This is a genomic window from Streptomyces sp. NPDC028722, from assembly GCF_040637655.1.
Classification (GTDB): domain Bacteria; phylum Actinomycetota; class Actinomycetes; order Streptomycetales; family Streptomycetaceae; genus Streptomyces.
Map to the genome: position 1 here is coordinate 42,137 of NZ_JBEZWU010000032.1, position 18,873 is coordinate 61,009.

Here is an 18,873-nt window from a genome sequence, read left to right on the forward strand (position 1 = left end):
CCCACCTTAGACACGGCGCACCACCCCCGTGGCCCCCCGGTCCGGGTCCCGGCGCACCCGCACCACCCGCGGGCGGGCCCGCCCGGCCGGTGTGCCCGGCCGCGGGCGGGGACGGCGGGTCCCTTCCTCCAGGGAGCGGAACGCGGCCCGGCACAGGAACAGGACCAGGGCGAAGACCGGGAGCCACAGGAGGCGGGCCGCCACCCAGGCCGGCCCGTCGGGCAGCGTGTGCAGACCGGGCAGGCGGCCGGCCTGGAGCGCGGTGACCGTCGTCACCATCAGCGCCGTCTGGTGCCACAGGAAGACCGTCATCGCGGACAGGTTGACCAGGGCCACCGCCGCCCACGCGACCGGCCGGCGCATCGCGGAGCGCAGCCGGTCGCGCAGCAGCAGGGCCAGGCCGCACTGGGCCACGCCGAAGGTGACGGCCGCCAGCGTCGGCGGGTCGAGGTTGGAGACCGCAGCACCCGGCACGCCGACCATGGACGCGGGATAGCCCGCCCACACCACGAGCGCGACCGTGGCCGCCGTACCGCCCGCCAGCAGGGCCAGGGCGGCGCGGCGGCTCTCCAGCTCGCCGCGGGCCCAGGCCGCGCCCAGGGTGTACGGGACCAGCCAGCCCGCCGCCACGTTCACCCAGCCCAGCCAGGACGGGCCGAGGTGCAGCCCGAAGCGGAGGATGTCGACGTGCAGGACCACGGCCAGCGGCCACAGCGGGTGGAGGCGGGCGACCAGCGGGGTCGCGGCCGTCAGGGCGGCGAAGACCAGCAGGAACCACAGGGGGGACAGGGCGAGTTTCACCAGCGTGTGGACGGTGAGGAGGGAGGTGCCGGACAGCAGCAGGGCCGTGGCCGCCACCGTCCACAGGCCGAGCAGGGCGGCGGCCGGCCGGAGCAGGCGGCCCAGACGGGCGCGCAGCCAGGCGCCGTACGGCACGCCACGGGCGCGGGCCGAGGCGTGGCCGCGGGTCGCCACATGGCCGCCGACCAGGAAGAACACGGCCAGCGTCTGGAACACCCAGGACACCGGGGCCAGCCCCGGCAGGTGCTGCAACGGGCTCGCCGTGTGCAGTGCGCCGTCCTCCGGGACCAGGGCGGTGACCAGCCAGTGGCCGAGGACGACACCGAGGATGGCGAGGGCCCGCAGGGCGTCCACCGCCCGGTCGCGGGAGGCGGGGGTGGCCGCGTCCACGCGCCGGGCGGCCCGGCGGATCGCGTGCGGTGCGCGACGCGGGGCACGGGCGCTCGGGGACGGCTCAGCCACGGGACACCTCCGGTGCCCTGCCGAGGGTGATCCGGGCCAGGTTGGCGAGGGCGGCCGAGCCCGGGCGGAAGTAGCCGCTGTGGTCGGCGCGGGCGGCGTCGAAGACCCGGGCGCCGAAGGCGCGGGAGACCGGGTCGGGGCCGAAGCCGATGGTGGTGAACAGGAGGTCGGCGCGGACGTGCGGGACGTGCGCCACCCAGTCGCGGCTGCCGCGGGCCGCCCAGACGCGGGCGGAGGTGTGCAGGCCGGCGACCGTGTCGGCGCCGGTGCCGGGGCTGCCGACGAGGGCGATGTCGTCGACGTCCAGGCCCGCGGCGGCGCGGGCGCAGACCACCGAGCCGTAGGAGTGGCAGAGGAGGGAGACGCGGGCCCGGGCGGGGGCGAGCGTGTGCAGCTGTCGTACGAGCGCGCGCAGCCGGGGCGCCGCCTGTCCGGCGCGGGCCGGGGTCGCCACCGCGGTGCTGACCGTCTCCGGCGTGCGGTAGCCGAGCCAGGCGACGACGGCGGCGCGGGTGCCGGCGGGGGCGCGGTGCCCGAGGTCCCCGTACAGGGCCGCCGCGGCCCGGTGGAAGCGGGCGTAGGTGTCCAGGGAGGTGTCCGAGCCGGGCACCAGGACCGCCACCCGGTCGGCGTGCGCCAGGTCGCCGAGGACCTCCGTGGCCAGGCCGGGACCGCGGCCGTCGAAGGAGAGGAGCCGGCGGGAGCGCGCCGCCAGGGCCCGGTCGGCGCCGGCCCGGTGCGCGTCCCCGTGCGCGGCGGCCATCCGGGCCGCCTCGGCGGCGTCGGCCCGGTTCGCCTCGTACGCGGACGGAAGGGCGGCCGGTGTGAGGCGGCCGAGGGCAGCGGGTGCCGGGGCGGGGATCCCCGGCCGGGCCGCCCCGGCGAGGGGGACGACGAGCCCGGCGGTGAGCAGCAGGGGGAGCAGGAGACGACGCCCGGCGCGCCGTGCTGTCGGGCGCCGGGCCGGTCGCTGCGGCCGTGGGGCGTCGGCGGGACCGGGGACCGGCAGGTGCGGGACGTCGGTGCGGGGTTGCCCCATGGGTGGCTTCCTTTCGGGGCCCGGCCATCGGGCTTGTCCGACAAGGAAGTTAGGAGGTCGGGACCGTCGTCGGCGTCCCGCCGGGGAGCTGTTCCGCGCCGTAGCTCTCAGGTACTACGGGTATGACCCGGGCCGGCCCCTACGGGGGAAGCGGGTGTGTCACCAGGCGAGTTGGGCGATCTCCTCCGCCACGACCGCGCAGGCGTCCGCCGCCGGGTCGATCAGCGGGAAGTGGCCCACGTCCGCCAGGAGCGTCAGCCCGGCCGTCTCCCCCGCCTTCGCCGCGGCCTCGGCGTACGACTCGGCGACCGCCGGCGGTACGACCAGGTCCGCCCGGCCCTGGACCAGGGTCGTGGCGATGCCCGTCGGGAGGAGCAGGACGGGGTCCGCGTAGGCCCGGCGCTCCGCGAACACATCGTGCCCGCCGAGGAGTTGCCGGGACGCGTGCCCGCAGACGCCGAGCTTCTCGGCCACCTCCAGGTCCGCGATCGGCGCGAGCGCGACGACACCGCGCAGCGCCGCCGGCCCGTCGGTGCGCCAGGGGGCGTCGGCGGGAAGCACATGACGGGCCGCCGCCCACAGGGCCAGGTGCCCGCCCGCCGAGTGGCCGGTCAGGACCGTACGGCCCGCGTCCGCCTGCGGCAGCGCCTCGCGGACGAGGACGGGGAGGGCGTCCAGGGCCGCCGCGACGTCGTCGAGGGTGTCGGGCCAGCGGCCGGCGGGAGGCGTGTCCCCGGCCCCGGCGTGCGGCTCGCGCGTCCCGTCGCCCTGTCCGGGGATCAGGGGCCGGCCGCCGCGCCGGTACTCGACGTTGGCCACCGCGAAACCCCTGCGGGCCAGGTGGTCCGCGAAGGGGGTGATGTGACGGCGGTCGTGGCGGGCGCGCCAGGCGCCGCCGTGCAGGACGACGACCAGGGGGGCCGGGGAAGCGGCGGACTCCGTGCCGGGGCGCGGGGCGTAGAAGTCGATCACCTGGTCGGGGTGGTCACCGTAGGCGGCGGTGGCGTCGGGGCCGACCGGGGGGTGCGAGAAGGCCGACTCCTCCTCGGCGGCCGCGCGGGCTGCGGCGGCGTCGTCCGGCATGCTCCAACCTCCCAGCGACAACAACGGCATCGGCAGACCGGGCGGGGCGGCCGGCCGTTGGCGGGGACGGTATCAGGCCGGTGACGTGCGGGGACACCTGAATGTGACGCACGGTGAGAAGTGCGCGGTGCGGTGGGGGCGGTGCGGAGCGCGCGGCACGGTGGGGCGGCGCGGTGGGGCGGTGGGGCGGTGCGGAGCGCGCGGCGCGGTGGGGGCGGCGCGGTGGGGCGGTGGGGCGGTGCGGAGCGCGCGGCGCGGTGGGGGCGGCCCGGCAGGTGACGAGGTCCCCCCGCCCCTGCCGGCCCGCCCCGTCTCCTAGGCCAGCACCTCCGCCAGGATCCGCGCGGCCCGCTCGGTGTCCCGGAAGCCCACGTACAGCGGCGTGAACCCGAACCGGAGCACGTCGGGATGCCGGAAGTCACCGACGACCCCGCGCTCGACGAGGCGTTTCATGACCTCGCCGGCGTCCGGGCAGCGCAGGGCGATCTGGCTGCCCCGCTCCTCGTGGCGTCCGGGCGTCACGGACTCCGTCCGCCCCGGGCCGGTGTACTCGTCCACGCACCGCAGGAAGAAGTCCGTCAGGGCGAGGGACTTCGCGCGGACCGCGGTGAGGGACACCCCGTCCCAGACCTCCAGGGCGGCCTCCAGGGCCAGCATGGAGAGGATGTCCGGCGTGCCGACCCGGCCGCGCGGGGCGCCCGGCGCCGGGGCGTAGGCCGGGCTCATGCCGAAGGGGTCGGCGTGGGAGTTCCAGCCGGGCAGCGGGGAGTCGAAGCGGTCCTGGAGCGCGCTGCGCACATACAGGTACGCCGGTGAGCCCGGGCCGCCGTTCAGGTACTTGTAGGTGCAGCCGACGGCCAGGTCGACCCCGTGCTCGTCCAGGCCCACCGGCAGCGCGCCCGCGCTGTGGCACAGGTCCCAGACCGCGAGGGCGCCGGCCGCGTGGACCGCGGCGGTGAGCCCGGGCAGGTCGTGCAGGCGGCCGGTGCGGTAGTCGACGTGGTTCAGCAGGACCGCCGCCGTACGGCCGCCCAGGAGCCCCGGCACCTCTGCCGGGGTGACCGCGCGCAGGGTGCGGCCGGTCAGGCGGGCCGCCGACTCGGCGATGTAGCCGTCCGTGGGGAAGGTCGTGGCGTCGACGAGGATCTCGGTGCGGTCCTCGCCGGCCATGCGGACCGCCGCCACGAGCGCCTTGAAGACGTTCACGCTGGTGGAGTCACCGACGACGATCTGGCCCGGGGCGGCGCCGACCAGCGGGGCGATCCGGTCACCGATCCGCTCGGGCGCCGTCCACCAGCCGCTCTCCTCCCAGGAGCGGATGCGCAGTTCGCCCCACTGGCGGCGGACGACGTCCTCGACCCGTCCCGGCACGTGCGCGGGCAGGGCACCGAGCGAGTTCCCGTCCAGGTAGATCACGTCGTCGAGGACGAAACGGTCGCGCAGCGGGGCCAGTTCGTCCGCCGCGTCCAGCTTCTCCGCGAGCAGGCGCAGCTCAGACATGGGACCTCGCCGTCCACAGCTCGGGGAACACGTTCTTGCGGGCGCGCTTCTCCAGCCAGGCCACGCCGGCCGAGCCGCCGGTGCCGGCCTTGGCGCCCATCGCGCGCCGGGTGGCGACGAGATGGTCGTTGCGCCAGCGCCACACCAGCTCGGCCACGTCCGTCAGCGCCTCGCCCAGCCGGGCGATCTCGTCGCTCTCGTCGTCCGCGTAGACGGCGGCCCAGGCGGCCTCCACGGCCTCCGACGGCTCGTAGCGCCGCGTGACGTCGCGGCGCAGCACGGAGTCGGGGATCGCGTGGCCGCGGCGCGCGAGGAGCCGTACGACCTCGTCGTACAGGCTCGGCTCGTGCAGGGCCTTCTCCAGCTCCGCGTGGACGCGCTGGGCGCCGCGGTGCGGGACGAGCATGGACGCCGACTTGTCGCCGAGCAGGAACTCCAGGCGCCGGTACATCGCCGACTGGAATCCGGAGCCCTCGCCGAGCGCGCTGCGGTAGCTGTTGAACTGCGCGGGGGTCAGCTGGCCGAGCGGCTTCCAGGAGGCGTTGAGGGCCTCCAGTTCGCGTACGGAACGCTTCAGCGCGGCGATCGCGGTGGGCACGTCGTCCGAGCGGAGCGCCTTCGCGGCGGTCTCCCACTCGTGCACGAGGACCGTGAACCACAGCTCCATGACCTGGGTGGTCACCAGGAAGACCATCTCTCCGGGGTCGTCGGAGAGGGTGTGCTGGAGATGGGTGAGCACGTCCGCCTTGACGTAGTCCTCGTACGGCGTCGTACCCGCGAAGTCGAGATGCGGGGTCTCGGGCTCAGTGGCCTCGGAAGGGAGGTGAGCCTGGTGGGACATCGCTGTCTCCTGTGTTACTCCGGGTAGCGGTCCGCCCCTGCCGATGCCGGCACGGGGGCCCCGGTCCCCACACCGCATCCTCCGCATTCCCCCCGGAAACGGCAAGGCCCGTCCGTTGCCGGACGGGCCACACCGGTCACCGCGTCCCGGGCCGGCCCAGCGTCGTGACGGCCGTCGGCGAGGAGTCCTCCAGGAACCGCGCGCAGCGCTCGTACTCGTCCTGCTCACCGATGACCCCGGCGGCGCGGGCCAGGGCGTGCAGGGCCCGCAGGAAGCCGCGGTTCGGCTCGTGCTCCCACGGCACCGGGCCGTGGCCCTTCCAGCCGCTGCGGCGCAGGGCGTCCAGACCGCGGTGGTAGCCCGTACGGGCGTAGGCGTACGACTCCACGACCGCGCCGCGCTCGAACGCCTCGTCGGCCAGCTGGGCCCAGACGAGGGAGGAGGTGGGATACCGCGCGGCGACGTCCGCGGGCGCGGTGCCGTCCGCCAGCAGCCGGCGGGGCTCCGGGTCGTCCGGGAGGTGGGTGGGGGGCGGGCCGCCGAGGAGGTTCTCGTGAATCGTCATGGGGTCAGTCTCGCGCACGCGGGAACGGCCGGTGGCGGCCGGCCCGGACCCGGGCACCACCGGCCCGGACCCGGACGGACGAGGGGCCCGGCGCCGTGACGGTCACCGGGCCCCTCGGGAGGAACCGCTTACTTGATCTTGTTGCCCGCGGAGCGGAGGTGCTGCGTGGCCGCCAGGACGCGCGCGGCCATGCTCGCCTCGGCCAGCTTGCCCCAGGTGCGCGGGTCGTAGGCCTTCTTGTCGCCGACCTCGCCGTCGACCTTCAGGACGCCGTCGTAGTTGCGGAACATGTGGTCGGCGACCGGACGGGTGAACGCGTACTGGGTGTCCGTGTCGAGGTTCATCTTCACGACGCCGTTCTCCAGCGCGGTCCGGATCTCCTGCTCGGTGGAGCCGGAGCCGCCGTGGAAGACGAAGTCGAACGGGGACGCCTTGCCGAACCGGGCGGCGACGCCCTCGTTCAGCTCCTTGAGCAGCTCGGGGCGGAGGACGACGTTGCCCGGCTTGTACACGCCGTGCACGTTGCCGAAGGAGGCGGCCAGCAGGTAGCGGCCCTTCTCCCCCAGGCCCAGGGCCTCGGCGGTGCGGATCGCGTCGTCGACCGTGGTGTAGAGGGAGTCGTTGATCTCGTGCGAGACACCGTCCTCCTCGCCGCCGGTCGGGGTGATCTCCACCTCGAGGATGATGTGCGCGGCGCGGGCCTGCTCCAGCAGCTCCTGCGCGATCTGGAGGTTGTCGGCGAGGGTCTCGGCCGAACCGTCCCACATGTGCGACTGGAACAGCGGGCCGAGGCCGGCGTCCACGCGCTTCTTCGACAGCGCGATGAGCGGGCGTACGTACCCGTCGAGCTTGTCCTTCGGGCAGTGGTCCGTGTGCAGGGCGATGTTGACCGGGTACTTCTCGGCGATGATGTGCGCGAACTCGGCGAGCGCGACCGCGCCGGTCACCATGTCCTTGCTGTACTGGCCGCCGAGGAATTCGGCACCACCGGTCGAGATCTGGACGATGCCGTCGCTCTCCGCCTCCGCGAAACCGCGCAGCGCCGCGTTCAGGGTCTGGCTCGAGGTGACGTTGATGGCCGGGTAGGCGAACTTGCCTGCCTTCGCCCGGTCGAGCATCTCGTTGTAGACCTCGGGGGTTGCGATGGGCATCTGTCCGCTCCTCGTGTTGCGGGTGGATTCTGCGTTACGGCCCTGACCTAGACCTGGGGTGCGACGTCATCGTCGGCCCCATCTTTCCAGACACGCCGTACCGGCCGGTGCGATGGTGGGCACCCCGGCCAAGTCCAGGTCATACCGGTCCGTCAGTCCAGACCCAGTTCATCCTTCGAGAAGGCGAAACGGTACGGAACGCCCGCGCCGGCCTGGATCTTCTCGGCGGCGCCCGTCGCCCGGTCCACGATGGTCGCGACGGCGACGACCTCGGCACCGGCCTCGCGCACCGCCTCCACGGCGGTCAGCGGGGAGCCGCCGGTGGTGGAGGTGTCCTCGACGACGAGCACACGGCGGCCCGCGATGTCCGGGCCCTCCACGCGCCGCTGCAAGCCGTGCGCCTTGGCCGCCTTGCGGACGACGAACGCGTCCAGCCCGCGCCCGCGCGCGGCGGCGGCGTGCAGCATGGCGGCGGCGACCGGGTCGGCGCCCATGGTGAGCCCGCCGACCGCGTCGAACTCCAGGTCCGCGGTCAGGTCCAGCAGCACCTGGCCGACCAGCGGGGCGGCCTCGCCGTCGAGGGTGACGCGGCGGAGGTCGACGTAGTAGTCGGCCTCCAGACCGGAGGAGAGTGTCACCTTGCCGTGCACCACGGCCTTGTCCTTGATCTGCTGAAGCAGCGCGCCACGTACGTCCGTCATGGCAGCCAGCTTAAAGGCGCCGCCAGCTCCAGGTGGTCGCCGCCTCCAGCGGCTCCAGGGGGGTGACCAGGCGCGGGTGGGTGTTCAGGCCGTCGGGCGGGCCGGTCTGCGGCTCCACGCAGACGGCCTCGGCCTGCTCGTCGTAGACCACCACCCACTCCTGGCGGCTGGTGACCGACAGCTCCAGCTGCCCGGGCCAGGTGAGGGTGACGTCGACACCGTCCGGCATGCCGAAGCAGTCGTCCCAGGGGCCGGGCTTGGGATCGACGCGGTGGCCGGTGGGCAGGTGGTCGGCGCCGCGCTCCTCCTGCCAGGCGGGCGTGAAGTCCAGCCGGACGTCCTCGCCGCCGAGGTTCCGGTGGAACCACGGGTGCCAGCCGATCTGCGCCGGGAAGGAGTCGTCGTACGTCTCCACGGACATCGCCAGCGTCAGGGCGTCCTCGGCGAGCGCGACGACCTGGGTGACGCGGCCGGTGTGCGGCCAGGGGTCGGTCAGCTCGTACGTGATCACCGCCTCGTTCTCCGTGACGCGCGCGGTGCGCCAGGCGCCGTCGCGCGCGGTGCCGTGGATGGCGTGCGGCGGGGCGTTGAGCGGCATCCGGCGGACGGTGGCGCCGTCCAGGAACCGGCCCTCCCGGATCCGGCCGCACCAGGGCACCATCGGGAAGCAGCCGTAGCGGTCCCCCTGCCGCAGCAGCTCCGCACCGCCGATCCGGAGTCCGCCGATCCGGCCGCCGTTGCCGGGCCTTACGGTCACTTCCGCGTCACCCGCGGTCAGCGTGATGTCTTCGTCACTCACGGGACCGACCCTACTGGGGCGATCAAGAGGGCGTGCCGCAAGCGGCCCGGGGGTGGTGGTTGGGCGAGGCGGGGGTGAGCGGCGCTCGCGGGGGTCCGTCTCCGGCGCGCGGGGGGCGCGGGTCAGTGGGCTCGCGCGGGGCGCGGGTGAGCGGCGCTCACGCGGGACGCGGCTCGGCAGCGCGCGCACAGCGCGGGTCAGTGACGCTCCCGCACGGCGCCCGTCGGCAGCGCTCGCGCAGGACGCGGGTCAACGGCGCCCGCGCACCGCGCGGGTCAGTGGCGTTTGCGCAGGGCGCGGGTCAGTACGACCGCCGAGGCGAGGGCCAGTGCCGCGGCGGGGGCCGCCCAGCGCAGGGCGGGGTTGCCGGCGATCGTCTGGGGGGCCGGTACGGGGGCGTAGCGGCCGCGCGGCGGGGCGTGGTCGACCTCCTCGGCGCTGCGGCCGATCATCGTCCGGCGGGCGTGCGCGGCCTCGGCCGGCGGCTCACCGGTGCCGGTGAAGGCGTCGGTGAGGCGGTCGGGACACACGTCGTCCGCGCCGGGCTCCGGCGACGACACGGACACCTCGGCCTCGGACACCGCGCCGGGCTCCGGCTGCTGCGCCCCGTCCGTCGCCAGCGCCGCCACGAAGCGGTCCAGCAGTCGTGCCGCCGCCGAGGCCACCGCCTGGACCGGCAGTTCCGTGATGCGGCCGTCCGCGTCCGCCGTGCCCCGCACGGTGACCGTGCAGCCGCCGTCGCCGTCCGCGAGACGCAGCGTCAGGGCGAGCCGGACCGATCCGTCGCCGCGGGCCTCGCCTGCGTCAGCGTCGACGGCGTACGTGCCGTCCGCCCGGGCCGTCACCCGCAGCGCGCCCCGGTAGGTGACGGAGTGTCCGCCGACGCGCAGCTTCAGCCGGCCGGCGATCGGTGCGGCACCGGCGTCCTGCTGCAGTCCGGGAACCGCCCGGGCGACGCGCGCGGGGTCGGCCAGCGCCGCCCTGAGCCGTTCGGCGGAAACCGGGACGAAGACCTGGTGCTCCATGTCCGGTGAGCCTACCCAGTCCCCGCGAGAACGCACCCGGCTCCGCCGCAGGCATCACCCCCGTTCCCGGAACGAGTCGGCCCGCCCTGGTCTCAGTACCGTGGATGGAGCAGGGTCGACGCCCGCAGCCCCCCGATGCGGGTACGTTCCGCCGCCTCGGCGTCCGAGGCGAGGGCCGCCCGGGACCGGGCGGGCGGGTGGCCGGGGGCCGGGCGCAGGGGTGGCGGGGTGCGGCCCGGCGCCGCCAGGAGGAAACCCCAGTCGCGCGGGGCACCGGCGGCGCCCGCCGGGCCGCCCGATCCGGCCGCGGAACCGGAGGCGTCGCCGAGGACCCGGTAGGGCGAGACGGCGAAGCCGGCCGCGCGGAGTGTCGCGGCGACGGTCCAGAAGGCGCGGGGACGGGTGGTGACGGGCCCGGCGTGCACCGCCAGCCGGCCGTCCGCGGCCAGCACGCGGCGGGCCAGGCCGTAGAACTCCTGGGAGTACAGCTTGGTGCCGGCGGTGACGCCGGGGTCGGGCAGGTCGGCGATCACGACGTCGTACGCCGGCCCGTGCGCCCTGCGCAGCCAGGTGAGCGCGTCGGCGGTGGTGACGTGGACGCGCGGGTCGGCGAGGACGTGCCCGTTGGCGGCGGACAGGCCGGGGTCGCGGCGGGCGAGGTCCACCAGGCCGGGGTCGAGTTCGACGACGTCGACGCGGCGCACCCCGTGCCGGCGCAGCACCTCGCGGGCGGCCAGGCCGTCGCCGCCGCCCAGGATCAGGACGCGCGCGTGGGGGCCGGCGAGGGCGGGGCGGACCAGGGCCCGGTGGTAGCGGGGGGCGTCCCGGCCCCCGGCCCGGAGCCGGCCGTCGAGGTAGAGGCCGAGGGGCCTGCCGCCGGTGCCGCCGGTCAGGACGACCTCCTGGACGCCGGTCCGCACGGCCACCCGGGCGTCCGTTCCGTACACGGCGCGGCGGGCGGCCCGCTCGAAGTCGCCGGCGAGGGCGGCGGCGGTGCCGAGGACCCCGAGGACGAGGAGGCCCGCGACGAGGAGGGTCCAGCGGGCGCGGCGGGTGAGGTCGCGGCGGAAGAGGCCGAGGACGAGGGCGCCGCCCGCGACCATGTTGACCGCGCCGGTGAGCAGCGCGCCGGTCAGCTGGCCCAGGTACGGCAGGAGCAGGAAGGGGAAGGCCAGGCCGCCGACGAGGGCGCCGACGTAGTCCGCGGCGAACAGGTCGGCCACCGTGGCGCCCGCGTCCTGCCGGCGGACGCGCTGGATCAGCTCCATGAGCAGGGGGACCTCGGCGCCGACGAGCAGGCCGATGGCGAGGGAGAGGGTGACCAGCAGGCAGCGCGGGCCGCCGGCCCACATGCCGCCCCAGCCGCCGGTCCAGGCGAACACGGCGTACAGCGCCATGGCGCTGCCCCCGCCGACCAGGGCGAGGGCCGACTCGACCGCGCCGAACCCGGCGGCCGCGTGCCGGCGCAGCCGTTTGGCTCCCAGGGAGCCGATGCCCATGGCGAACACCATCACGGACAGCACGACGGAGGCCTGGGTGACCGAGTCGCCCATCAGGTACGAGGCGAACGCGACGAGCTCCAGCTCGTACACCAGCCCGCAGGCCGCGCAGACGAACACGCACACGAGGACCAGGAACCGCCCGGTGCCGGGCCGGACGGGCAGCCGCGCGGGGCCCGCCGAGGAAGGCGGGGTGTCCGGGGGCGCGGGGGTGTACGTTTCGACCACATGGCGACCGTACGTCACGTACCGGGGACGCTTCGTCACCCGCACGTGTGAACCTGGCGGCGGTTGTCGCGTCCCAGGTTTAGGCCGCCCGGGACCGGCCCCGGCCCGGCTGCCCCGCCGACGCCCGGGCGCCGACCCGGGTACGGGTGGCCACCAACTGCCCGTCCTGCGGGTAGGCGTGCCAGGTACGCCAGTGCACCTGGCCCTCCTGCCGCTGGGCGAGTATCGCGGTGAAGGCGTGCGGGCTGCCGGGGAAGACGCCGGCCAGGCCGTGCGGATGCTCGGAGACGAGGGCCAGCAGTTCCTGCGCGCGGCCCTCGAAGGAGCCGGGCGTGAGGATCTCGACGCGGGCGGCGAACTCGTACTCCCAGTCGCCGACGCGTTTGGCGACGCCCACCGGCAGCGGGGTGCTGGAGCCGGGGATGCAGGCCACGGTTTCCGAGCAGCTGCTCCGCTCCTCCTCCAGGAGGATCTGGTGGGACGCGCCGAGCAGCCGTAACTGGAGCTTCGCGCCGGTGAGTTCGAGGTCGAGCGTGGCGAGGGCGGGCAGCGGTTCGCGTCCCAGGGCCCAGGCGAGGTCGGCAGCCCGGGTATCTGTGTAGGAGGTGTTCAGGGTCGTGAGCATGGGTCGGCTCCGCTAACGCGCAAGGAAGAGGGAGATCGGCCTGTCAGTCCGGTCGGCCCGGCCGCAGGGGGGCCAGGGGGACGCCCGAGGGGCTGTGTCGGCGTTGTAGAGAGAACCACGAACTGTGGTGACGCCACAGCGTTTTTACCCAACTCCGCCGGGTTTCCATCCCTCAGGGGGCTCAACAGCTCAATTGTTCAACCACCGCGTACGACAGGCGCGGAAGGGGAACGGGCGAACGTCCGCCGGGTGTTCGTTTCCGGCGGACGTTCGATGCGGCTCCCCCCGCTCCGCGGGAGATCGGCTGCCCCGTGTCAGTTGCCTCCCCCGCATCCGCCCCCGCCGCCGCACGACGAACCCCCGCCGCACGACGAACCGCCACCGCAGGAGTGACCACCGCCGCAGGAGTGACCTCCGTGGTGCCCACCGTGGCCGCCGTGCCCGCCGTCTCCCCCGGACGACGCGCCCAGGCCACCGGCCCACCAGCTGCTGCCACCGTCGGACGACGACGATGACGACGATGACGGGCGGGACGCCCGGCCGCGTCCGCCGCCCTTGCCGAGCGACAGCCCGGCCTGCCGGTTCCGGCGGTTGCGGCCCGCCACCCGCGCGCTGATCAGTACCGCCGCCACCACCAGGATGATGCCGATGACCATGGCGTCCCCCACCTTCCGTTCCCCCGAAGCGACCCCCCGTGGGCGCCTCGCCGTCACCGCGTCCGACGCGGTGACCGGGAGATGCCCACCCCGATCCGCGCCCAAAGCACAGTTGAGCAAGTCCAGAGCTTGGGCGGAGGATGGCCGGTATGACCTCCAGCGCACGTCCTCACCTCAACCGCCGGTTCGCCGCGTTCGGGACGACGATCTTCGCCGAGATGTCGGCGCTCGCCGTGGCGACCGGGGCGATCAACCTGGGCCAGGGCTTTCCGGACACGGACGGGCCCGAGGAGGTCCGGGAGGCCGCCGTGCGGGCGCTGCGCGACGGGCGCGGCAACCAGTACCCGCCGGGTCCCGGCGTCCCCGAACTGCGCTCCGCGATCGTCGCGCACCAGCAGCACCGGTACGGCCTGTCCTGGGACCCGGGCACCGAGGTGCTGGTCACGGCGGGCGCGACGGAGGCGATCGCGGCGGCCCTGCTGGCGCTGGTGGAGCCCGGGGACGAGGTCGTGGCCCTGGAGCCGTACTACGACTCGTACGCGGCGAGCATCGCGATGGCCGGCGGCACACGGGTGCCGGTGACGCTGAGGCCGCACGGGGGACGCTTCCGGCTGGACCTGGACGAGCTGCGCGCGGCCGTCACCGGCCGCACCCGGCTGCTGCTGCTCAACACCCCGCACAACCCGACCGGCACGGTCCTCACCCGCGCGGAACTCGCCGCGATCGCCGAGCTCGCGGTGGCGCGGGATCTGCTGGTGGTGACCGACGAGGTGTACGAGCACCTGGTCTTCGACGGCGCCGAGCACCTGCCGCTCGCCGGGTTCCCGGGGATGCGCGGGCGCACGGTGAGCATCGGCTCGGCCGGCAAGACGTTCTCGTTCACCGGCTGGAAGGTCGGCTGGGTGACGGGGCCGCCCGAGCTGGTCGGCGCGGTCCGCACGGTGAAGCAGTACCTGACGTACGTGGCCTCGGGGCCCTTCCAGTACGCGGTCGCCGAGGCCCTCGCCCTGCCCGACTCCTACTTCGAGGAGTACCGCCGGAGCATGCTGGCCCGCCGGGACATCCTGGCGGAGGGGCTGACGGCGGCGGGCTTCGAGGTGTTCCGGCCGGCCGGCACCTACTTCGTCACCGCCGACATCCGCCCCCTGGGCGAGAAGGACGGGTTCGCCTTCTGCCGCGCCCTGCCCGAGCGCGCGGGCGTCGTGGCCGTCCCCAACGCGGTCTTCTACGACGACCGGGAGGCCGGGGCGCCGTTCGTGCGCTTCGCGTTCTGCAAGCGGGAAGAGGTCCTGCGGGAGGCGGCGGAGCGGCTGCGGGCCATGTGAGCGCGGTCCGGGGGCCGCCGCCCCCGGACCTCACGGACCGGGTTACTCCCCGTCGTCCTCGGGCTTCTCCGCCTCGTCGACCTCCTGCTCCAGGCCGAGCTGCTCCACCAGCCACTTGTCGAACTCGATCGCGGCCCGCACCCAGCTGACCGTGGAGGAGACGAAGTGGTTGATGTCGACGCCCGTGCCGATCAGCATCTGGGCCTCGCCGATCAGGCGGACGGTGCCGTCGTCGTGGGTGTGGGTGTACACCTTGGGCCACAGGGTGCGGCGGTTCCAGTCGTCGATGGACTCCAGCAGCTGCGGCTTCTCGTCGATCGGGTGGGGGCGGTCGTAGAACGTCCGCACCGAGAAGATCGCCTGTTCGTCCTCTCCGCGGAACATGAAGTAGGTGCGGAACTGCTCCCACGGCGCCGCGAGGTCTCCCTCCTCGTCGACGACGTACTTCAGCTCCATCTGCTCGAGAAGCTGCTTCACCAGGTCCTGATCCGGGAGGACGGGGCCCGCCGGTCCTTGGGGCTGCGGTTCGGGCTGGCCCCCGAAATTAGGAATCGAGGACGGGTCGATGCTCACCGTGTTTTTCCCTTCATGCGGATGCCGCCATCCTCCCCCATGCGGGGAGGGGGGTGGCAAGCCCTGACGGGGCCTGTCAGCCCGTGGCGGACATGATCCGGCAGGGGGTGCCGTGGGCGGTGACGCGGGGGTGCGCCCGTACGTCCGTCCGAGTGAACCGCAGACGCCCGCCGAAACGCGGAGGTCCCCTCCCGGCGGGCCGGGGAGGGGACCGTGAGCGTGTCCTACAGGGTCTTGCCGGTGGCGGGGCCGACCAGCAGGCCGTCCTCGAAGCGGTCCACGCGGACCGTGTCGCCGTCCTTGACCTCGCCGGACAGGATCTCCTTGGCGAGCCGGTCGCCGATGGCGGTCTGCACCAGGCGGCGCAGCGGGCGGGCGCCGTACGCCGGGTCCAGGCCCTCCTCCGCCAGCCAGGCCAGCGCCGGCGGGGTGATCTCCAGCGTGAGCCGGCGTTCGGCGAGCCGCTTGGCCAGCCGCTCGATCTGCAACCCGGCGATCCGCTCCAGCTCGGGCTTGGTCAGCGCCGAGAAGACCACCAGGTCGTCGAGCCGGTTGAGGAACTCCGGCTTGAAGGAGGTCCGGACGACCTCCAGCACCTGTTCCTTCTTCTCCGTCTCGCTGCGCAGCGGGTCGACCAGGAACTGGCTGCCCAGGTTGGAGGTGAGCACCAGGATGGTGTTGCGGAAGTCGACCGTGCGGCCCTGACCGTCCGTCAGGCGCCCGTCGTCCAGCACCTGGAGCAGGATGTCGAAGACCTCGGGGTGGGCCTTCTCCACCTCGTCCAGCAGGACGACGCTGTACGGGCGCCGCCGGACCGCCTCGGTGAGCTGGCCGCCCTCCTCGTAGCCGACGTACCCGGGGGGCGCGCCGACGAGCCGGGCCACGCTGTGCTTCTCGCCGTACTCCGACATGTCGATACGGACCATCGCCCGCTCGTCGTCGAAGAGGAAGTCCGCGAGCGCCTTGGCGAGTTCGGTCTTGCCGACACCGGTCGGGCCGAGGAAGAGGAAGGACCCGGTGGGCCGGTCGGGGTCGGCGATCCCGGCCCGCGAGCGCCGTACGGCGTCGCTCACGGCCCGCACGGCCTCGCCCTGGCCGATGAGCCGCTTGCCCAGCTCCTCCTCCATGCGCAGCAGCTTCTGCGTCTCGCCCTCCAGCAGACGGCCGGCGGGGATGCCGGTCCAGGCGGCGACGACGTCGGCGATGTCGTCGGAGCCGACCTCCTCCTTGACCATGGTGTCCCTGGCGACCTCCTCCTCGGCCTGGGAGGCGGCCTCCAGCTCCTTCTCCAGCTGCGGGATCTCGCCGTAGAGCAGCTTGGCGGCGGTGTCGAAGTCGCCGTCGCGCTGGGCGCGTTCGGCCTGCCCGCGCACGTCGTCGAGGCGTTCCTTCAGCTCACCGACCCGGTTGAGGGACTGCTTCTCCTTCTCCCAGCGGGCGGTGAGGCCGCGCAGCTCCTCCTCCTTGTCGGCGAGGTCGCGGCGCAGCTTCTCCAGGCGCGCGAGGGAGGCCGGGTCGGTCTCCTTGGCGATCGCCAGCTCCTCCATCTTCAGCCGGTCGACGGCGCGCTGGAGTTCGTCGATCTCGACGGGCGAGGAGTCGATCTCCATGCGCAGCCGGGAGGCGGCCTCGTCCACCAGGTCGATGGCCTTGTCCGGCAGGAAGCGGGAGGTGATGTACCGGTCGGAGAGGGTGGCGGCGGCCACCAGCGCGCTGTCCGCGATCTGCACCTTGTGGTGGGCCTCGTACCGGCCCTTGAGGCCGCGCAGGATCGCGATGGTGTCCTCGACGCTCGGCTCGGCGACCAGCACCTGCTGGAAGCGGCGCTCGAGTGCGGGGTCCTTCTCGATCCGCTCCCGGTACTCGTCCAGGGTGGTCGCGCCCACCATCCGCAGCTCGCCACGGGCCAGCATGGGCTTGAGCATGTTGCCCGCGTCCATGGCCGAGTCCCCGCCGGCGCCCGCGCCGACGACGGTGTGCAGCTCGTCGATGAAGGTGATGACCTGCCCGTCGGAGTCCTTGATCTCGGCGAGGACGGCCTTGAGCCGCTCCTCGAACTCGCCGCGGTACTTGGCGCCGGCGACCATCGCGCCGAGGTCCAGCGCGACCAGCCGCTTGTCCTTCAGCGACTCGGGCACGTCACCCTTCACGATCCGCTGGGCGAGCCCCTCGACCACGGCGGTCTTGCCGACGCCGGGCTCGCCGATGAGCACGGGGTTGTTCTTGGTCCTGCGGCTGAGCACCTGCACGACCCGCCGGATCTCCTGGTCCCGTCCGATGACCGGATCCAGCCGGCCCTCCCGGGCGGCGGCGGTGAAGTCGGTGCCGAACTTCTCCAGGGCCTTGTACTGGCCCTCCGGATCGGCGGTGGTCACGCGGCGTCCTCCCCTGGCCTTCTGAAAGGCCTCTTGCAGTTTCCTGGCGTCGGCGCCCTGCTGCCTGAGCACGTCCCCGGCCGCGCCGCCCTGCGCGGCGACGCCCATGAGCAGGTGCTCGGTGGACAGGTACTCGTCGCCGAGCGCCCGGGCGCGTTCGCCGGCGTCGGCGATCGCGGCCAGCAGCTCACGGTTGGGCTGCGGCGGGGCGACGGTGGACCCGGTCACGCTGGGCAGGCCGGCGAGAATGCGCTCCGCGCCGGAGCGCACGGCGGCCTGGTCGGCCTCGACGGCCGCGAGCAGGTCGGTGATGTTCTCGTTCTCCTGGCCCTGGAGCAGAGCCAGCAGCAGGTGGGCAGGGGTGAGGTCCGGGTGTCCCTCGGTCACGGCGCGGTTGCTCGCCGCGTTGATCGCGTCCCGGCTCCTGTTGGTCAGCTCGGCGTCCACGTGTCCGTTCTCCTCCTCGGCGTCGTCGCGACGGCCGCCTCTCCCAGTCGGGCGGTCCTGCCCCAACCAACGTACACAAAGTTGAGTCTATTCCACTCAAGGCAAGAGGTGTACCCGTGTCGGCTAGGTTTCCCGCATGGCCTCGTACTCCGTAGACCCGACTTCCCCCGACGAGCCGTACCTCGCCTTCTGGCGGGAGCGGCATCTGTGCACGCTGACGACCCTGCGGCCGGACGGCAGCCCGCACGTCGTACCGGTCGGGGTGACGTACGACCCCGGGGCGGGGCTGGCCCGGGTGATCACGAACGGGTCGAGCGCGAAGGTGGCGCACGTGCGCGCCGCCGGGGCCGACGGGGCGCGGGTGGCGGTGTGCCAGGTGGACGGCCGGCGCTGGGCCACGCTGGAGGGGCGGGCGCACGTGCGGACCGAGCCGGAGCGGGTCGGGGAGGCGGAGCGGCGGTACGCCGAGCGGTACCGGCGGACGCCGGCCCCGAACCCGTCCCGGGTGGTCATCGAGATCGAGGTCGACCGGACACTGGGGCACGGTTGAGGAACCGCTGATTCCGGCCACCGTCGAGGCGCGTCCGTACCCGGAGACATCCCCGGAAATCACAGCGGCGTCACCGTGTTCAGGTCACGGTGACGCCGCTGCGGGGGGGAGTACCTGAGCGATCTGTTACGACGGGGGAATCGCGTCAGGCACTGCGGGGGGTGGCCGAGATGGTCCTCAGGTCGGACTCCGGCGGCTCGCACAGCCGGTGGTCCCGCTGGTCCAGGTTCACAAAGATCATTCCGTATCGGATGGCGCATCGCACCGGCTGCGGCGCACCACGCGGCTTGCGCAGACACCGGTACGCCCGCACATCCCCGTCCTCGTCCCGCGTGACGACGACCGGCTCGCCGAACACGGGCACCATCAGCGAGTCACCGCTGTGGGGGATGGCGGTGACCAGGTCGATGAAGTGCCAGCCGGAGCGGTAGGCGGTGGCCATCTCGCGACGGAAGGAGCGGTCGTCTGGCGGGGTCGTCACGTCAGCTCCTCACAGCATCCGTGTGAATCACCGGCCAACTGGTATCACTGGCGACCACGGTAGTCGTGGCCACCGACGGCCAGCTGGTGTCCGCTCGAGCGTCGCTCTTCTCACCGGTGAGGCCGCCCAGCGCTCCCGCGGCCGCCA

17 protein-coding genes are annotated in these 18,873 nt (G+C 74.1%); 2 read left to right on the forward strand and 15 right to left on the reverse strand.

Annotated features, from left to right (window positions below; all coding sequences use genetic code 11):
* Positions 1–6: 6 nt before the first annotated feature.
* From AB0F03_RS32720 to AB0F03_RS32775, 12 genes are all read right to left on the reverse strand, one after another.
* A complete protein-coding gene (locus AB0F03_RS32720) occupies positions 7–1,263 on the reverse strand; it encodes an acyltransferase (RefSeq protein WP_361998725.1) in 1,257 nt (418 codons plus the stop codon).
* On the reverse strand, positions 1,256–2,302 hold the full coding sequence (locus AB0F03_RS32725; protein ID WP_361998727.1) for an alpha/beta hydrolase: 1,047 nt from the start codon (positions 2,300–2,302) through the stop codon (positions 1,256–1,258). The genes AB0F03_RS32720 and AB0F03_RS32725 overlap by 8 nt, the downstream gene beginning before the upstream one ends.
* Before the next feature lie 159 nt (positions 2,303–2,461).
* On the reverse strand, positions 2,462–3,385 hold the full coding sequence (locus tag AB0F03_RS32730) for an alpha/beta hydrolase (protein WP_361998729.1): 924 nt from the start codon (positions 3,383–3,385) through the stop codon (positions 2,462–2,464).
* 315 nt (positions 3,386–3,700) lie between these two features.
* Entirely contained in the window at positions 3,701–4,885 is a 1,185-nt protein-coding gene (kynU, locus tag AB0F03_RS32735; protein ID WP_361998731.1) for a kynureninase, read from the reverse strand.
* A complete protein-coding gene (locus AB0F03_RS32740) occupies positions 4,878–5,726 on the reverse strand; it encodes a tryptophan 2,3-dioxygenase family protein (protein ID WP_361998733.1) in 849 nt (282 codons plus the stop codon). The genes kynU and AB0F03_RS32740 overlap by 8 nt, the downstream gene beginning before the upstream one ends.
* Positions 5,727–5,862: 136 nt before the next feature.
* A complete protein-coding gene (locus AB0F03_RS32745; RefSeq protein WP_361998736.1) occupies positions 5,863–6,291 on the reverse strand; it encodes a DUF3151 domain-containing protein in 429 nt (142 codons plus the stop codon).
* A gap of 128 nt (positions 6,292–6,419) precedes the next feature.
* Positions 6,420–7,442, reverse strand: a complete 1,023-nt coding sequence (gene fbaA, locus AB0F03_RS32750; RefSeq protein ID WP_361998739.1) for a class II fructose-bisphosphate aldolase — start codon at positions 7,440–7,442, stop codon at positions 6,420–6,422.
* A gap of 152 nt (positions 7,443–7,594) precedes the next feature.
* On the reverse strand, positions 7,595–8,143 hold the full coding sequence (gene pyrE / locus AB0F03_RS32755) for an orotate phosphoribosyltransferase (RefSeq protein ID WP_361998741.1): 549 nt from the start codon (positions 8,141–8,143) through the stop codon (positions 7,595–7,597).
* 10 nt (positions 8,144–8,153) lie between these two features.
* The gene (locus tag AB0F03_RS32760; RefSeq protein WP_361998744.1) at positions 8,154–8,942 is read right to left on the reverse strand and encodes an aldose 1-epimerase; all 789 of its coding nucleotides are present in this window, start codon (positions 8,940–8,942) and stop codon (positions 8,154–8,156) included.
* Positions 8,943–9,217: 275 nt separating this feature from the next.
* Positions 9,218–9,967: an SRPBCC family protein gene (locus AB0F03_RS32765; RefSeq protein WP_361998747.1), complete on the reverse strand. Its 750-nt coding sequence runs from the start codon at positions 9,965–9,967 to the stop codon at positions 9,218–9,220.
* A gap of 92 nt (positions 9,968–10,059) precedes the next feature.
* The gene (locus AB0F03_RS32770) at positions 10,060–11,694 is read right to left on the reverse strand and encodes a polyamine aminopropyltransferase (protein ID WP_361998750.1); all 1,635 of its coding nucleotides are present in this window, start codon (positions 11,692–11,694) and stop codon (positions 10,060–10,062) included.
* 79 nt (positions 11,695–11,773) lie between these two features.
* A complete protein-coding gene (locus AB0F03_RS32775; RefSeq protein WP_361998753.1) occupies positions 11,774–12,319 on the reverse strand; it encodes a DUF2617 family protein in 546 nt (181 codons plus the stop codon).
* Between the two features lie 796 nt (positions 12,320–13,115).
* On the opposite strand from AB0F03_RS32775, the gene AB0F03_RS32780 reads away from it, so the two are divergent.
* Entirely contained in the window at positions 13,116–14,300 is a 1,185-nt protein-coding gene (locus AB0F03_RS32780) for a pyridoxal phosphate-dependent aminotransferase (RefSeq protein ID WP_361998755.1), read from the forward strand.
* 42 nt (positions 14,301–14,342) lie between these two features.
* Here the strand turns inward: AB0F03_RS32780 and AB0F03_RS32785 are convergent, their stop codons facing one another.
* Positions 14,343–14,873 carry a YbjN domain-containing protein gene (locus tag AB0F03_RS32785; RefSeq protein ID WP_361998758.1) on the reverse strand — a complete coding sequence of 177 codons (531 nt, stop codon included), beginning with the start codon at positions 14,871–14,873 and terminating at the stop codon, positions 14,343–14,345.
* Between the two features lie 224 nt (positions 14,874–15,097).
* The gene (gene clpB / locus AB0F03_RS32790; protein WP_361998761.1) at positions 15,098–17,695 is read right to left on the reverse strand and encodes an ATP-dependent chaperone ClpB; all 2,598 of its coding nucleotides are present in this window, start codon (positions 17,693–17,695) and stop codon (positions 15,098–15,100) included.
* A 136-nt stretch (positions 17,696–17,831) separates the two neighbouring features.
* On the opposite strand from clpB, the gene AB0F03_RS32795 reads away from it, so the two are divergent.
* Positions 17,832–18,245 (forward strand): TIGR03618 family F420-dependent PPOX class oxidoreductase, encoded by a 414-nt coding sequence (locus AB0F03_RS32795; protein ID WP_361998764.1) that lies wholly within the window; start codon positions 17,832–17,834, stop codon positions 18,243–18,245.
* A 145-nt stretch (positions 18,246–18,390) separates the two neighbouring features.
* Here the strand turns inward: AB0F03_RS32795 and AB0F03_RS32800 are convergent, their stop codons facing one another.
* Positions 18,391–18,726 (reverse strand): hypothetical protein, encoded by a 336-nt coding sequence (locus tag AB0F03_RS32800; protein ID WP_361998765.1) that lies wholly within the window; start codon positions 18,724–18,726, stop codon positions 18,391–18,393.
* Positions 18,727–18,873: the final 147 nt, after the last annotated feature.

Excerpts from the sequence above, each read along its gene's own strand:
- AB0F03_RS32740 (WP_361998733.1), bottom strand. The coding sequence starts at position 5,726 with ATGTCCCACCAGGCTCACCTCCCTTCCGAGGCCACTGAGCCCGAGACC.
- AB0F03_RS32775 (WP_361998753.1), bottom strand. The coding sequence starts at position 12,319 with ATGCTCACGACCCTGAACACCTCCTACACAGATACCCGGGCTGCCGAC.
- kynU (WP_361998731.1), bottom strand. The coding sequence starts at position 4,885 with ATGTCTGAGCTGCGCCTGCTCGCGGAGAAGCTGGACGCGGCGGACGAA.
- AB0F03_RS32765 (WP_361998747.1), bottom strand. The coding sequence starts at position 9,967 with ATGGAGCACCAGGTCTTCGTCCCGGTTTCCGCCGAACGGCTCAGGGCG.
- AB0F03_RS32780 (WP_361998755.1), top strand. The coding sequence starts at position 13,116 with ATGGCCGGTATGACCTCCAGCGCACGTCCTCACCTCAACCGCCGGTTC.
- fbaA (WP_361998739.1), bottom strand. The coding sequence starts at position 7,442 with ATGCCCATCGCAACCCCCGAGGTCTACAACGAGATGCTCGACCGGGCG.
- pyrE (WP_361998741.1), bottom strand. The coding sequence starts at position 8,143 with ATGACGGACGTACGTGGCGCGCTGCTTCAGCAGATCAAGGACAAGGCC.
- AB0F03_RS32725 (WP_361998727.1), bottom strand. The coding sequence starts at position 2,302 with ATGGGGCAACCCCGCACCGACGTCCCGCACCTGCCGGTCCCCGGTCCC.
- AB0F03_RS32730 (WP_361998729.1), bottom strand. The coding sequence starts at position 3,385 with ATGCCGGACGACGCCGCCGCAGCCCGCGCGGCCGCCGAGGAGGAGTCG.
- AB0F03_RS32745 (WP_361998736.1), bottom strand. The coding sequence starts at position 6,291 with ATGACGATTCACGAGAACCTCCTCGGCGGCCCGCCCCCCACCCACCTC.
- AB0F03_RS32795 (WP_361998764.1), top strand. The coding sequence starts at position 17,832 with ATGGCCTCGTACTCCGTAGACCCGACTTCCCCCGACGAGCCGTACCTC.